Annotated in this window: 14 protein-coding genes and 1 pseudogene; all 15 read right to left on the bottom strand. The window is 52.9% G+C overall.

Annotated features, from left to right (window positions below; translation table 11 throughout):
• Positions 1-3 precede the first annotated feature (3 nt).
• Positions 4-180, bottom strand: a complete 177-nt coding sequence (locus MKQ70_RS17805; RefSeq protein WP_248073015.1) for a DUF4974 domain-containing protein — start codon at positions 178-180, stop codon at positions 4-6.
• Entirely contained in the window at positions 177-1,127 is a 951-nt protein-coding gene (locus MKQ70_RS17800; RefSeq protein ID WP_248073012.1) for a FecR family protein, read from the bottom strand. Before MKQ70_RS17800 ends, MKQ70_RS17805 begins: the two co-directional genes overlap by 4 nt.
• Positions 1,128-1,219: 92 nt before the next feature.
• Positions 1,220-1,384, bottom strand: coding sequence for a hypothetical protein (locus MKQ70_RS42340; RefSeq protein WP_372490122.1), 165 nt, complete (start codon positions 1,382-1,384; stop codon positions 1,220-1,222).
• Positions 1,366-1,812, bottom strand: coding sequence for an RNA polymerase sigma factor (locus MKQ70_RS17795; protein WP_248073010.1), 447 nt, complete (start codon positions 1,810-1,812; stop codon positions 1,366-1,368). The genes MKQ70_RS42340 and MKQ70_RS17795 overlap by 19 nt, the downstream gene beginning before the upstream one ends.
• Positions 1,813-2,035: 223 nt before the next feature.
• On the bottom strand, positions 2,036-3,715 hold the full coding sequence (locus MKQ70_RS38750; protein ID WP_282456582.1) for a sigma 54-interacting transcriptional regulator: 1,680 nt from the start codon (positions 3,713-3,715) through the stop codon (positions 2,036-2,038).
• A 102-nt stretch (positions 3,716-3,817) separates the two neighbouring features.
• Complete coding sequence (locus MKQ70_RS17780) at positions 3,818-5,791, bottom strand: TonB-dependent receptor plug domain-containing protein (protein ID WP_248073007.1); 1,974 nt, start codon at positions 5,789-5,791, stop codon at positions 3,818-3,820.
• Positions 5,746-6,132: a TonB-dependent receptor gene (locus MKQ70_RS17775; protein ID WP_248081440.1), complete on the bottom strand. Its 387-nt coding sequence runs from the start codon at positions 6,130-6,132 to the stop codon at positions 5,746-5,748. The genes MKQ70_RS17780 and MKQ70_RS17775 overlap by 46 nt, the downstream gene beginning before the upstream one ends.
• A complete protein-coding gene (locus MKQ70_RS17770; protein ID WP_248073005.1) occupies positions 6,114-6,545 on the bottom strand; it encodes a carboxypeptidase-like regulatory domain-containing protein in 432 nt (143 codons plus the stop codon). The genes MKQ70_RS17775 and MKQ70_RS17770 overlap by 19 nt, the downstream gene beginning before the upstream one ends.
• A gap of 324 nt (positions 6,546-6,869) precedes the next feature.
• Positions 6,870-7,379: a GDSL-type esterase/lipase family protein gene (locus MKQ70_RS17765; protein ID WP_248073003.1), complete on the bottom strand. Its 510-nt coding sequence runs from the start codon at positions 7,377-7,379 to the stop codon at positions 6,870-6,872.
• A gap of 242 nt (positions 7,380-7,621) precedes the next feature.
• Complete coding sequence (locus MKQ70_RS38745) at positions 7,622-7,774, bottom strand: FAD-dependent oxidoreductase (RefSeq protein ID WP_308199059.1); 153 nt, start codon at positions 7,772-7,774, stop codon at positions 7,622-7,624.
• Positions 7,750-9,236: pseudogene (locus MKQ70_RS17760) on the bottom strand (FAD-dependent oxidoreductase). Before MKQ70_RS17760 ends, MKQ70_RS38745 begins: the two are co-directional and overlap by 25 nt.
• Before the next feature lie 176 nt (positions 9,237-9,412).
• On the bottom strand, positions 9,413-9,733 hold the full coding sequence (locus MKQ70_RS17755; RefSeq protein ID WP_248073001.1) for a hypothetical protein: 321 nt from the start codon (positions 9,731-9,733) through the stop codon (positions 9,413-9,415).
• A gap of 85 nt (positions 9,734-9,818) precedes the next feature.
• Complete coding sequence (locus tag MKQ70_RS17750; RefSeq protein ID WP_248073000.1) at positions 9,819-10,511, bottom strand: hypothetical protein; 693 nt, start codon at positions 10,509-10,511, stop codon at positions 9,819-9,821.
• Positions 10,512-10,513: 2 nt separating this feature from the next.
• On the bottom strand, positions 10,514-12,964 hold the full coding sequence (locus tag MKQ70_RS17745; RefSeq protein WP_248072998.1) for a hypothetical protein: 2,451 nt from the start codon (positions 12,962-12,964) through the stop codon (positions 10,514-10,516).
• Between the two features lie 2 nt (positions 12,965-12,966).
• The gene (locus MKQ70_RS17740; RefSeq protein WP_248072996.1) at positions 12,967-14,676 is read right to left on the bottom strand and encodes a RagB/SusD family nutrient uptake outer membrane protein; all 1,710 of its coding nucleotides are present in this window, start codon (positions 14,674-14,676) and stop codon (positions 12,967-12,969) included.
• Between the last annotated feature and the right edge of the window lie 9 nt (positions 14,677-14,685).

The following is a 14,685-nucleotide window of genomic DNA, read 5'->3' as shown; positions in this document are numbered from 1 at the left end:
TGACTATGGTGTTACTGTCAGTGTTTTTCCGTCAAGCCTGAAATGCACTTTCGAAATTTCGAGGATCCTGATCACCTGTTGCAGGCTCAGGTTACGCTCCATCTTTCCGCCGAAGGCAAATGCAGGAATGTTCTTTTCATATACTACATCGATATCGTACCAACGTTCCAGTTGTTTCATAATGGTGGTGATATCTGCATTGTCGAAATTGAAGATGCCGTTTCTCCGGCCATTACCTGGCTGGTATCGGCTTTAATAATACGGATGGTGGCGGCGGGCGATATGCTGGCCTGTTCGCCCGGGCGCAATATATTCGATGTGCTTCCTGCCTGTACCTGCACGCTGCCTGTCAGCAACGTTGTTTGTATCACCGGCTCATTATCGTACGCGTTGATATTGAAGCTGGTACCCAGCACCCGTACTGCACTGCGATCGCCGGTTTTTACGGTGAAGGGCAGTTGTGCGTTCTGTGCTACTTCGAAGTAAGCCTCTCCGTTCAACGATACTGCGCGTTCATTCGTAAACTGTGTCGGGTATTGGAGCGTACTGCCGGCGTTTAACCATACCTGCGAACCATCGGGCAGTACCACATGAAATACGCGGCCGCGCGGCGTACTCAGTGTGTTATAGCCCGTCTCTGCGCCGGCATAAGTCACGGTGCCTTTCTGTAAAGTGATGCCTTTTGCTACGGGGCCCTGCTGTAAACTATCCAGCAGTACCGTTTTGCCATTGGATAACGTCAGCAGTGCACCATTAGCGGCAGGCGAAATATCTGTGCTCGCTAAGGCAGTGGCGCGTTGGGACGGCGCAGGTGCCACCGTTTTCCAGGTAGCTATGGCCATACCGGCTACAACCGCCGCTGCAGCGGCCCAGCGCACGATGGTGCGGATAGGGGCCGTACGTTTGGGTGCTACCGGCTGCGTTTGCACGATCAATGACAGTATTTCATCCGCTTTTTCCGGCGCTACTTCCAGTTCCTGCCCGGGATCGGCGACTACTTCGTCGATCAGCCGCAGCAGGTCGTCATTATGCCCCGGTTGCGCGATCAGGTCAAACAATTCCGTCTTTTCCCGGGCGCTGGCGGCGCCGGACATATACTTCCGGAAGAGCTGTTCAAAATCAGGCATACTTGCATGTCTGAGCCCCTTTTGCAGGGCATCTATAATAAGAAACTCCGCTAAAAAGAAAATGGGTCAGCGGCGGGTCAGTAAAAAAAGGTTCATAACAATTCCTTAATAAGCAGGAGGGTAGCCTGCATCCCCAGGTGTGACACACAATAGGCGCGGATCACCTGCATGGCTTCGGAAAGGTGGCGTTTGACGGTTTCGGGCGAAAGGTTCAGCTCCGTGGCGGCTTGCTCTCTCTTTAGCCCTTTCTCTTTAATAAGGCGGTATACTTTTTTCTGTTGGGGCGACAGGCGGGCGATCGCCTGGGCCAGTACCGGCGGTATTCCTTTTCCTGTAACAGGGCGTTAGGATTTTCATGGGGCAGAAAGGCTTCCTGTTCCAGCGCGGCCTCTGCTTCTTTGCGGAGGGCTATTTGCTTAAGGAGACTGAATACCCTGTTGCGCGTAACGGTAAACAGCCAGGCGGAGAAGTGCTCCAGGGTAGCCAGTTGTTCGCGTTTGAGCCAGGCTTTGAGGAACACGTCCAGTACTATTTCTTCGGAAAGCGGGGCGGATGCTGTGATCCGGAAGGCGATCGTGTACACCTTGTTACGATAGCGATGGAAAATCTCTCCGAAAGCTTTTTCGTCACCCGATGCAACGGCCTTGAGCAGTTCTTTCTCGTTATGTGCGTCCTGTTCTGCCATCCCCGTATGGATTTTGAATTGCAAATATAATAAGCACGCCAGGAAAGCAGTCAGCCCACCCCGCTGCAGATAGGAGCTGGCGGGCGTGCATAACGTGGATACCGGCGCTGTTACTGGTGCTGCGGGGAAAATGCGGGAGCGGAATTTACATAAAGTTAATATGGTGATACTGGCTCCCGGGTGTGTTTTCCTCGTTGCGACGGATCCTAAAATAGTAATATTTTTATTTAATATACGCTTCTTTCATCACCCCGTCCCGCACCATGATCACACTCCGCTCTATTACATGTTCCAGCTCCCGCACATTGCCCGGCCAGTGATACGCCATTAAATCCTTTAACACTTTAGGTTGAATCTGCGGCATGGCTCTGCCGAAACGATGGCTGAACTGCGTCACGAAATGTTCTGTCAGGGCTGGAATATCTTCCTTACGGTCGCGTAGCGCAGGCAGTTGAATAGGGAAGATGTGTAACCTGTAATACAAGTCCAGCCGGAACCTGCCGGCCGCTACTTCCTGTTCCAGGTTGCGGTTGGTGGCCGCTACCACGCGTACTGCCACCTTAATGGGAGCTTTGCCGCCCAGGCGTTCTATCTCGCGTTCCTGCAATACGCGTAACAACCGTGATTGCAATTCCAATGGCATTTCGCCTATTTCGTCGAGGAAGAGCGTGCCTTCGTGCGCCTGCTCAAATTTGCCGATGCGGCGTTCTGTAGCACCTGTAAACGCGCCTTTCTCATGCCCGAACAATTCGGAATTAATGAGGCTTTCGGGCAGCGCCGCGCAGTTTACTTTAATGAAGGGCTTGTCGCGGCGGGGCGACAACCGGTGGATGCAGTCTGCAATGCGCTCCTTGCCGGTACCGCTTTCGCCGGTAATCAATACGGAGGTGTCGAGTTCGGCTACCTGTTTCACATCGTCGAAGGCCTGTAACAGCAAGTGGTGTTTACCGATGATCTGGTCAAAACAACTGGTGCCGGTATTCGCGGCAAGCCAGCTGCCGGGGCCGGCGGGCGATTGGTGGTACTTGGCCGAAAGTAAAATGCCCAGTTCCTGTACGATATCCTGCAACAGGTTAAGGTGTTCGGTGTGATAGGCGCCGGCTTTACGGCTGAAGAAGCTCAGCATGCAATGCTGTTCCCCGCAGGGCAGCGGAATGCGTAACACGGATTGCCATTCGAAATTGTCGGACAACAACTGCAACAGCCCGTTTTGCCGTATGTCGCGCTGGTCGCAGGTGGTGGGTGTCATTTGTACGGAATCGGCGACTAATAAGCTGTTTAGCTGCTCGTCCGGCACGCCCGACAGGCGTGCCAGTACCTGCGCATCGAGCAACTGGTAATGTTGAAAGCCCGTTCGCAGGGTACCTGTTAACGTGCCGGTAGCATTGTGCGACAGCATCATGTCAAAATGTAAAAGCGATTGCAGGGCCGCCGATAATTCCTGGAGCGTTTCTGATAGGTTACTGTTGTCTGTCTGCTGACGGTGGATCAGCGTTTGCAGCGCTGCGGCCTGTTGTAAGCGGTTCGTAATATGCTGGCGATGCAGGTATAAAGCAATTTCAATCGTTACCAGTACATCCCGTGCGCGGAAAGGTTTTACCAGGAAGCCGTAGGGCTGCGTGGTTTTGGCGGCTGCCAGCACACCGGGACTGGAGTTGGCCGACAAATAAATGAATGCGATATGTTGTTCGCGCAGCTGATGCGCCAGGTCAATACCGGTTTCTTTACCGGCTAAACAGATGTCCAGCAACACGAGGGCGGGTTTTTCCTGCCGTACCAGTTCCTGCGCCTTTTTCACGGACCGTGCAATCCCGCTTACCTGGTAGCCGGCCTTCTGCAAAATAAGTTGCAGATCGCGGGCTACGATCAATTCGTCTTCTACAATCAGTATGCTGGAGGTCATTATCAAAGCTAAATATTAATCAGAAAGGCCGGATGCTTCCACAGCATCCGGCCTTTCTGAATCGATAATATGTCCAATTATTGCACTGATTTGTCCGAGCCCTTACCGGGTAAGGGAATCAAATGTAAAGCTAACATAGTAAACACCGCCGATGGCAGGCATACCGTACGCTTGTGAAGCATAGTAATTCAGCAGATTATTTGCCCCTATTTTGATATTGGTTTTCACCTTCGGTAACTGGTAGTTGACCTGTGCGTCTATGGTGGAGTAAGCGCCGATGAAACCGGGACGGTTGTCATTAAATGATCCGAACCAGTTATATCCTTCATGCCAGCGCCATGCGACGTTAAAGCCCGCATGTTTCCACAGGTTTTCGCCGCCTGCGGTTACCACTGTACGGAAGCGCGGAGTATTAAAGGCCGGAATGTTGTTAGGATTTGCATCGCGCATGTTAAACTCTGCCCAGGTACCATTGGCGCTTACACTCAGTTTATTGGTGAGCAGGTAACGTGCTTCCAGGGAAGCGCCCTGCGACGATACTTTATCGCTGCCGTTAGTGAATACTACAAATACGTGGTACTGGCGGTTCAGTAGGTTGGTGGCCGCTGCGCTGTTAATGTTCCCGTCGCTGTCTTTGATCGGCGAATCCGGTCGCACCATGCGGCTGTTGATGATGAAATCCGTGTAGTCGTTCCGGTAGTAGCTGGCGTCGAAGAACAGTTTGTCGTTAATGTTGCTGCGATAACCGATTTCCCAGGTACGCACGCGTTCGGGCGCCACGTATTTTACATTTGCCTGTTGCAGCAATTGTTTATTGGCTTCCACCGCAGCATCGCGGGTAGCGCCCTGCTGGATCGCACGGCTTACCGCTACGCCAAAGCTGTCTACACTGGTAAAGGTGTAGGAATTTTCGTACGCGTTCAGGCCTTTGCTGTTTGCCGGCGCACCGCCCATCACGGTCACGTTGCCGGAGTTGCTCATGTAAAACTGCTCGGCCGGCACGGGGCTCCGGAAACCGGTCTGGAACGATGCCCGCAGGTAATGGTTCTTCGCAAACTCGTACGTCGCGGCCACCCTGGGGGTAAATCTTCCTTTAAAATTCTGGTTCTTATCGTAGCGGATAGAGGCCAGCATATTCAAACGTTCGTTAAGCAACCGCTTACCTGCCTGTAAAAATGCACCACCCTCGTTGATGATAATGTCACCATCTTTATCATCAAACAGGGAGCCATTGGTAAACAGCTGGTAACGGCGGAAGTTGCCACCCGCTATCAGCTGCACCGGTTTAAACAGCTTGCTGAAATCATATTGTCCTTCCGCATGGAACAAACTGCTTTCCGAAAAGATACGGGCGCCTTCCGGGCCGTCTAAACGGGATAAGCGTTCTTTCTCACGCTCGAATGCGTCGCTGCCCGGCGTATACCGTCCCTGGTCGGCAAAGCCGCGCGCCGCCAGGTGATCAGCAGCTGTTACGCCAGCTACAGTGCCTTTGTAAGCGGCTTCATAGCGGGCGAACCAGGTATCGTTGGCCTGCGCTGCAGTTACCGGGTTGCCGGCCAGGTCGCGCACCCAGGTCTGGTTAATCGCCTGCGCGAGTTTGCGGGAGTTATAAGAGTGTCCTGCATTTTCTATAATGTCGTAGGCCCGGACAAAGTACTGCGGCCCCTTCAGCTCCAGTTTGTGCTGGCTCACCCGGTAGTCGTTCAGGGAATTGCGGTGACTGCCCGTTTGCGACACCGTGGCCTGCCCCAGGTTGTATTGATAGCTGAGCGTGCTGCCCTCATTTAACCGGTAGTATAGCGCGCCGTTGAGGCGAACGTTGTACACATGGTAGTCCATCAGGTCTTTTTCGGCATAACCGGTGCGGGTAACACGACCAATACCCGTAATGGTTTTGGAGATCTCGTCGCCGTAAACGTTAAGGGCATTACGCGCCGGGTTCAGGTCGCCACGCTGTGCGGGCGGGGTAAGGGCATCCACATCGTCATAGTTGCCGGCAAACCAGTCCTGCCCCGTAAAGTATGCTGCATTCAGTTTAATCGCGAATTTTTTGCCGATCGGTCCCGCGTAGCGCATGGCCAGTCGTACAGGCCCTGTGCACCCGTATTGGCGTCGTTCACGTGGTTCAAACCGGATTTGATTTGTACGCTGAGGCCGGGGTACTTAAAAGGATCTTTCGTTTGCATGGCCAGTACGCCGTTAAACGCTACCGGGCCGTACAACGCAGCTGCGGAGCCGGGAATGATCTCCACGCTTTCGATATCGAGATCGGAGGGACCAAACGTATTGCCCAGCGCGAAGTTGGTACCGGGCGGCTGGTTGTCTGCCCCGTCGATCAGTTGCAAAAAGCGCTGGTTGGAGCCCGAGGTAAAGCCACGGGTATTGATCTGCCGCAGGTTCAGGCCGCTGGCAACCATCTCCACGCCTTTGTAGTTTTGTAATCCTTCGTAAAAGTTGATGGAGGGGTTTGACGAATGGCCTTGTTATCCATTTTGTCGATGCTAAGAGGCGACTGTATCAAGCGCTCCTCGCGGCGGGTTGCCGCTACCACCACTTCGTTCATGAGCTCATCGCGATGGTCCATCCGGATATCGAGGAACTGCTGGTGGTGTACATGTAGCTGTTGCTGCCAGTAACCAATGCTGCTGGCAGTGATTACGAACGGCGCGCGTACGCCGGCCGGCAGGGTGAACAGGCCCGCACTGTCGGTGACCACGGCGCCGGAAATACCCGATACCATCACGGTAACGCCGGGCAGCAGTGCCCCGTTAATGGCGTTGGAAACCCGCCCCCGGTAAAGTGTATCCCGGGCATGTGCAGGGATTTGCACGGCAATAAAAAGGTAATAGCAAGTAGAATTGCTTTCATACAAGGTAGGGAAATGTGACTGCGATGCAGACGGTTAGTTGGTGTTTTGCTGGCTACTGTAGATAAATCTTCGCATTTAAAAGTATATAATATCTTTTATAACTGAAAGCAATATTACCGCAGTGGAATGACGACATTTACCCAAAACGAGTACAGGCGCGGCTTCCCGTGCAAAGAAAATTTTATCCTGCAAAAGCTACCGGGTGGCAGTCCTTACAACCCCATCAGCAGTGAATTGATAATGAATCTTTTATCCCGTTACGTATAGGGATCAACGTGAATTGGTTTATTTAAGCAGATACGGTTGCATGATTTTTTGCCAGATCGCATAGCCTTCCGGCTTCATGTGCAGCATGTCTTCCACGAACAACTCGGGACGGGGCTGACCGCTTGCATCCAGCATGGCATCATAGATGTTGATGAAGTGGGCTTTTTTCTGCTTTTTGAGGAAAGCGGCGATCTCTTTATTCGCAGCTTTAACAGCCTCGGTATGTTTCACGCGGCTGGGGCTTGGTTTCAGGGAAACGAAGTCGATGGTGGCGTTGGGGAGGTTTTCGCGGAGCATGCCGTACAGGGTTTTAAAGCGGTGCACTACTTCGGGCGCGCTGGCGCCGGAAGCCACATCATTTTCTCCACAGTAAATCACTACTTGTTTAGGTTGATAGGGGAGTACCACATCGTACACATAACGGATCACGTCTACCAGTGTGCTGCCACCGAAACCGCGGTTGATGATCGGGTACTCCGGGAAGTACGTCTGCACATCGCGCCAGCGGGTAAAGGAAGAGCTGCCCACGAACAGGATGGCGTTGGTTTGCGGGGCGGTAGCGGCATCCTGTTTTTTAAAGTTTACAATATCGTTCCAGAACGGAGGTGCTGCGGGAGCAGGTTTATCCCGGGCAAGAGCGAAGGTGCTGATAAATAAAAAAGCAGGGAGGCCAAAAGTTTCATAGACGTGAATGTTTATTTAGTGAGCCAAGTTTAATACAAAATCACGAGTATCTCCGTATAAAAATGACCAATGGCCTCCCTGTTATGTTAATCTTTGATGATGTTCATCAGTTCTGACAAGTGTTTTTCGTATACGCCACGGGGTGAGGTATTGTTCTTTTTGCCGATGTACGCGGCATATCCCACCACTTCTCCCATCATACCGCAGGTGCGCATTACGCGGGTGCTGCCAAATGCCACGTGCGTGTGGTGCTGATGTTACGGCCGGCCATAAACAGGTTGCTGATGTTGCGGCTGTACAGGCAGCGGTACGGGATCGTATAAGGCGCTACGCGGATGTGTTTCGTACTGGCGAAAAACTCCTGCCCCGGGAAGTACTGGTTGTTCTTCGCATCCGGGAAGTGCAGGTCAATCGTCCAGGTGGCGGTTACACAGCCATCAGGATATTGTTTGCCCTCCGGATGTCCATCTGTGTGAGTACGTGATCGCCCACAATGCGGCGGCTTTCGCGTTTGCCACCGATGTATGCCACCCAGGCCAGTTCACTTTTCGCGTATTTTTCCTTTTTATGATTTTTCAGGTAAGACCAGTTACCGTAAATCGCACGCAGGTTGTGATCGCGCAGTTGCTCGGCCTGGTAAATAGTGTTGAAGTTACCAAAGCCGGTTTCCCATTCCCAGTCGGATTTGGGTTCGTCGATGTGATACTCGTCGGAGAACTGCAGCGCCCAGGGCGTAGCCGGGAAGCTCGACTCGGTGTCTTTCGGCAGGGAAGCCCAAAGGTTGGAGGTACCCAGCGTGAAGCTGTCGGGCTTTTCTGCCGCCAACGATTCGCCCGTTTGGGCTTTGCTCTCGCGGCCAAAACGGAACTCGGCGCCGGCGAGGTAAGCCACGGTGCCATCACCGGTGCAATCGGAAAAGTAGGTGCCGGAAAAGCGGTATTCCTGTCCGCTCGGGATATCACGGCCAATCACCGCCGTAATTTTATCGCCTGTTTTTTCCACGGCATGTACGTAGGTGCTCAGGAACAGGCTGAGGTTTTTCTCTGCCTTCACGATCTGGTTTTTACGCAGGTCGCCATATTCTTTCGCATCCGGGTTGCCATTACCGGGATCGCCATTGTCCATTTCGCGTACAATGCGACCCAGTTTAGGGTATACGTTTTTGTCGATATCGCCCATCAGGTGTACGCGTACTTCGGAGCTGTTATTGCCACCGAGTACCGGCCGGTCCTGGATGAGCGCCACTTTTAAGCCAAGGCGCGCCGCGCTGATTGCCGCACAAGTACCGGCGATGCCGCCGCCTACCACGACCAGGTCGAATTTGCCAGCGTCTTTTGTGCCGGTCACACCCAGCAGTTTATTACGGAAGGCAGTTAATGCTTCGATGTTGTTCGGCGGCGTAAATTTAGCTGCGTCCGTAAACAGGATGGCGTCGCAGCGGCCGTTAAAGCCGGTGAGGTCGTGCAGGCTCAAAGCAGCTTTCGCATTTTTGATAGTTACTTCTCCACCGTCATACCATTTCCATTGATCGTTGCCGCTTTCTCCAAATACCGGTTTCAGCGTTTGCCCGTCCACGTTAATCGTAAAACGGCCCGGGCCCTTCGGGAACGGGGCCCAGTCTTTCGTACGCACCCATACACGGTACTTGCCCGTTTTCGGGAAGGTGACGGTGGTCTCCGCATCTTTTACGGGTTTACCCATACCGTGCGCCATCAGGTACGCGGAGTGGATCACGGGAAAGGATTGCTGGTCAACGACCCATCCACCTTTATTTTCAAACGATTCCGTTTCTACGAAAACATGTTGCTGGGCGAATACTCCGGCTACGTTAAAGAGTAGCAGGAACAGGCAACCCAAAAGTGTTTTTCCTTGTTTCATTAGCGCGTGTTTTTTTCGTATTGCTGTATTTTGTTTTTTACTTCGGGGGATGTTTTAAACTTCTTCAACAGGACCAGGATGGCTTCCGCATCGCCCGGACCGGGATCTTCCAGGTAGCCGGCCAGTTGCAGCAGCACTTTGCCCGGCAACTGTGATTGTCCCTTTAATGCGGCGAGCGTTAAGTTGAACTGTTCCGTATTCGATGCCGTCAGTTTTTCCGCTACTTCCCCGGCCAGCCAGGGCGTCATTTTTACGGCGGACAACTTCTTCAATATGTCATTCTGCAATGGATAAGAGGCCGACAAGTAACGCTTCCACAACCAGCGCTGCGTGGCTTCGGGTGCAAAGAATGCGGCGGATGTTTGCTGTAGGCATACCTCGCCGCAAACAGGTTGTCGCCACCAATCACGCCCCGTATGTCGCTTTCAAATCCTTTTTGTACCTGCCCTTTTTATCCAGCACTTTTTCCATCGCCCAATATTGGTAGTGATGGTTGCCCGATTGCAGGAAGCGATGCAGCAGGGCGGGACTGTTATACGTTTCCATGATCTTTCGCATCTCTTCTTTTACCGGCCCGTTAGCCAGGTGCCACAGGGTAAAACAGGTGTACACCGCGCCTTCGATCACTTCGTTCTTCAGCTTTTTAGGCGTGGCGCCGGTTTTACCATCTGCCGAATCGGCCAGGTTTTCTGTACCCGGGTTAATCAGGTCGGTGATCAGCAGCTCGCCGAAAATGGACGACTGGTTCAGCAGGATGTACTGCAGTTTCTTATAGTCATCCTCTTTAAAAGGCTTGTGGTCCATTTTGGTGAGGATCTCACCCGGTGGGAAGTCGTAGCGTTGATAATTGCCCAGCAAATCCCAGTAAAGGTTAATGTAAACGGGTTTGCATTCACCGGTGAGGCACACGGGCGTAAAGATGTTACGGTAAAAGTATTGCGGTTTGTTTTGCGCATCCAGCGCCAGCTGCAACGTAAAAGTAGTGGTATCGTTCAGCTGCACGGTATAGCTGCGTGTGCGCAGCGAGTCGCCAACATTGGCGGCCCTTGCGCACACGGCTAACAGTATCAGTATAACGATGGTCAGATGCCTCTTCATATCTATTTATAGGTCAACCAGCACGTGGCTGTACAGTCTTTATCAGCTTTCACACGCACCCATCTTGCCTGGAATCCGGCTGGGAAAGCATGTTGAAAGGTTTGTCCGGGTTCAACTTTCACTTCAAGATAAGACATCCATATGCCTGTTCCTACCGGATCTGCTTCAATGGTAAAAGTAACGGGACCAGCGGCTTTGTGCGATAATTGCAGGCTGCGGTTGTCGTAAAATCCAATGAGGTACGGATCGGACGCATCACCCGCTTTTACGGTGCTGTTCTTCCGGGGCCCGCCACGGCCAGTGGGTTTGCCCAGCTTCCATAAGTCGTCGATCACCCCGGCCCATACTGCTGCTTTTTTATCGCCGGATACGATGATGTGCTCACCTGCTTTCGCAGTGGGTTCCACACCCGTCATCACCAGCAGTCCGCGGTAAGAAGCGTAGTCGTTGATCCGGTAGTTGTGCGATGCAACAGGACGGATCTTCGCATATCCATCCGCGTTTTCCGCCGGCAATTCGTAGAACGTACCGTGACAGTTGAACAGGTCGCGCTCCGTCGCCACTTCGCGGCAAATGCGCAGCGCAGCACCATTGGTGAGTGGTGTAAATGCATCGTCTCCCATTGGCAGGCGGTAGCGGCGACCGGCATCATCAACCACCAGTACAGATGCCGCATCCACGGTTACGGCATTTTTCGGGATCGCAAAACGGTCACGGATAAAGGCGCTGGTGGTATCGTCTGTTTTCTTTACCAGTTCCATCTGCTCGTTCAGTTCATAATATCCCTGCTCAATGGCTTTGGCGCCGTTGTATTGCAGGGCGTTCATGCCCATGGTGCGGCTGTTGTGGCCGAGGCCGTAGAGCAATCCGCCGCGGGTACCAGCGGCAGTTACTTTAGACAAACCTGTGAATATCGCATTGGGAGTAGTCGTGCGCGCATCGGCCGATTTGAAGTAAAAGTGAAGGGTGGCATTCGTGTTTTTACTGCTCTTCGCCCTGATCCATTCGCCCCGGGTGTTGTTGTCGAACACCAGGTTGGCGGATTTACCGGCGGCCACTTCTACCGTTTTAATCACTTCTCCCTTATCTGTTTCAAAAGTGAATTGGGTGGCTGCATCACCGTTGTTCTGCACCCAGGCCGAGCGCACCGGCCAACCCGCAAACAGGAACGGCTCGGAATACTCGTTCGCTTTCACCTCTTCCCTGATCCAAACCGCGCCTTCCGCTGTAGCAGGACCGAGTTGATCGGGCAGCTGTAACGACGTGAACCACAGGTTGGAGTTGGATTGCCCCGGACCTTCAATATTACCTTTCGCTTTACGCTTGTTTAAGAACTCTTTTTGCGCAGAATCGTCACAACCAAATACCAGCTGATCGTTCCAGCGGGTAAAGTCGCCGATCACTTTTAAATACGCGCTGCGGGGACGGATACCAGCGGTGTTACCCGCGCTGAACGTACCCGGGAAATGCCAGAACATGCCGTGCATGGTCATTAAATATTCGGGCTGCTGTGCACTGCCGATGTTGCGGATACGCGGCCATTCTGTATTCCAGCCATGTGCGCCATCGTAACTGTGACTTGCTTTGGGCAGGCGGAAAAACTGCCAGCCACCGTTCTGGCGTAAGCCTAACAGTACCGATTTATGGTCCCAGCCCGTTGCCCAGATCGGGTCGGTAGCAGGATTTTTGTTACCCTCAATGCCGCCCGGTCCTGTTACTTCCACGAATTGGTTGCGACGTACTACTTTCCAGTTGGCGCCGTCCCATTCAGCGAGTACGCCCGACTGGATGTCATACTTCTTCTCGGCTTCTTTGGTGGGCTCCCCATTGTTGGAATAAATCATGACGCCCTGTCCCGAATACAAACCTTTGCCATGTGCGCCGGGCAGCAGGTCTTTCACCTCTGAATTGGGATCGGTGATCACCCGGCCGTTTTTGTTACGGTCGGGGTACAGTTGTTTCGGCTGCAACGTTTTTACGTCCACCTCGTAAAACCCTTCCTCCATGGTGCCATAGTAAATTTTACCGGCGGGATCGGTGAGGTGACGGGCGTTGCCGGTATGGCGGCCCTGCATGGACGTGTAAGGGATGGTACGTACATCGCCCTTGTTGTCGATCGCATAGGGGCCGATAAACAGCTGCTGGCTTTCGCCGTGGATCATGCGGTTGGCGGGTGTGCCGCCAATGCTTTCACTGCGCACGGTCTGTTGCAGCTGCGGGTTGATCTCGTATAACTTGTCGGATGAGCCGTAGGGCAGGTGCGGGCCGTAGGTAATAACCCACAGCTTGCCCGCCCAGGGAACCACGGCGCCGGTGCCGCATTCGCCTTCGTTGTTGTACATGGCAAGCTGCGGATACACACCGCTGAAGTTACGCGGTGCGGCCTTTTGAGCGGCCGCATCGCGTATTGTGAACATGGATCCCAGTAATATGATAAACGATAGTTTCTGCATGCTTAGTAATTGTCGTTTTGGTCAAGACCACTTGCCAGTACTTCGGTAGAAGGGATGGCCCAGAGGTACTGTCTTGTTTCATCAAATTTGCGGATGGCGATCTGTTTGATCAGTCCCGCAGTAAACATCGGCCCAAAGTCAGCCGTACCGTTCTCGTCGATCTGCGGCGTTTGCGGGAAGAACCAGAGGCCCGGCGCCACCACTTTCGCTCTCAGGTCGGCGGGGTCCAGCAGTCCGTAGTTAGGCTGGTTCAGCACTTTGCCGGCAATTTTCCAGCGGATGATATCCGCGTAGCGAATACCTTCCAGTGCAAACTCCATTCTTCTTTCCACCCGAACGATGCTGCGTAGTTTCGCCTGGTCGGTAGTAGTTACGGCCGGGTAGGCAGCCACGTTCGTATAGGCCACACCATACGCTCTTGCGCGTACCTGGTTAATCGCATCGAGTACGGTCTGGTCAATTTCATTCAGTTCGATTTTTGCTTCCGCATACATCAGCAGTACATCGGCATAACGAATAAGGATCTTATCCGGCTCAACCTGCCACGAATTCAGCAGCCAGTCGCCATCGATACCTTTTTTGAAAACTAGGCCGTTAAACGAGGCGTATTGCGCAATGGCGCGGGTATCGTTATTGGTTACCCTTTTACCGGTAGAGGTTTGCAGGGTAGTGGTAGAGTCGGGATGCGGTTCGTACACAAAACCCAGGTGCGCGGTGCCGAACGGAACGATGGTCGCGTTACAACGCGGATCGCGGTTATCGAACGGCTTGCGGGGATTGAACAGCGGCGATTCATCAATGGGTAATCCGTCTTTACAAAGGAAAGAACAGAATAAATCCCATGAAGGATCTTTAGCGGCCCAGCCACCTGCGTTACGCGGCACGAAGTTCTGGCAGTCGCCCTGCACTACTTTCAGTGCAATGGAGCGGGGTAAGCCGAAAATTGTTTCCTGGGAGTTCTTGGTTTTAGAAAGGAACAGGTCCGGGAAGGTGGCATGCAGTTTATACTGGTTCAGTGTAATTACAGCCTGCGCCGCATCGCGTGCCGTGGTCATATCGCCCATCTGGATGGCAATACGCGCCTTCATGGCCAGCGCGGCGCCTTTACTCGCCCTTTTCAGCTCATTGGCGGCGTAGGTAGGTTTCAGGTACAGCGCGGCAGAATCGAAATCGGCGTAAATACTTTTTAATACTTCCGCGGAACTTATCTGTTTCAGCGACAATGCCTCTTCAATGTTCAGCATTTTTTCCGTGTACACAATGTTGCCGTATTTGGCCAGCAGCCTGGAATAAAAGCAGGCACGGGCAAAGCGGGCTTCCGCGGAATAACGGTTAATCTGTTCCTGGGTTAATACACTGGCAGCACGGTTTACGCTTTCGATTACCGTATTGGCACGCGCAATCGCTTTATAGGTGTCTTTCCACCAGTTTTTAACGAAGTCCGTTTCGCCGTTAATGGTAGCGCCGGTGATAGGCGTTACCGCATCACGGTAAATGAAGTCATCCGTCCATTCGTCGCTGTCCTTTTGCCAGAACGCTTCTTTGTACAGGCCATTGAGCGACATCTCAATCTCCTGCGCATTTTTATTCCAGGTTTCGCTGGAACCATCGGAAAGTGGGTTCAGGTCGAGCGAACCGCAGGCAGAAAGACCGGCAACCAGCATGCCCGCCGTCATCAATTTATATGCAAGTTTGTTGTTGATCAGTTTCATGTGGTACTG

The sequence above is a fragment of the Chitinophaga sedimenti genome (assembly GCF_023156195.1).
In the GTDB taxonomy this organism is placed as follows: domain Bacteria; phylum Bacteroidota; class Bacteroidia; order Chitinophagales; family Chitinophagaceae; genus Chitinophaga; species Chitinophaga sedimenti.
The sequence above is the reverse complement of the archived record's forward strand: the minus strand, read 5'-3'. Positions and strand labels throughout refer to the sequence as shown.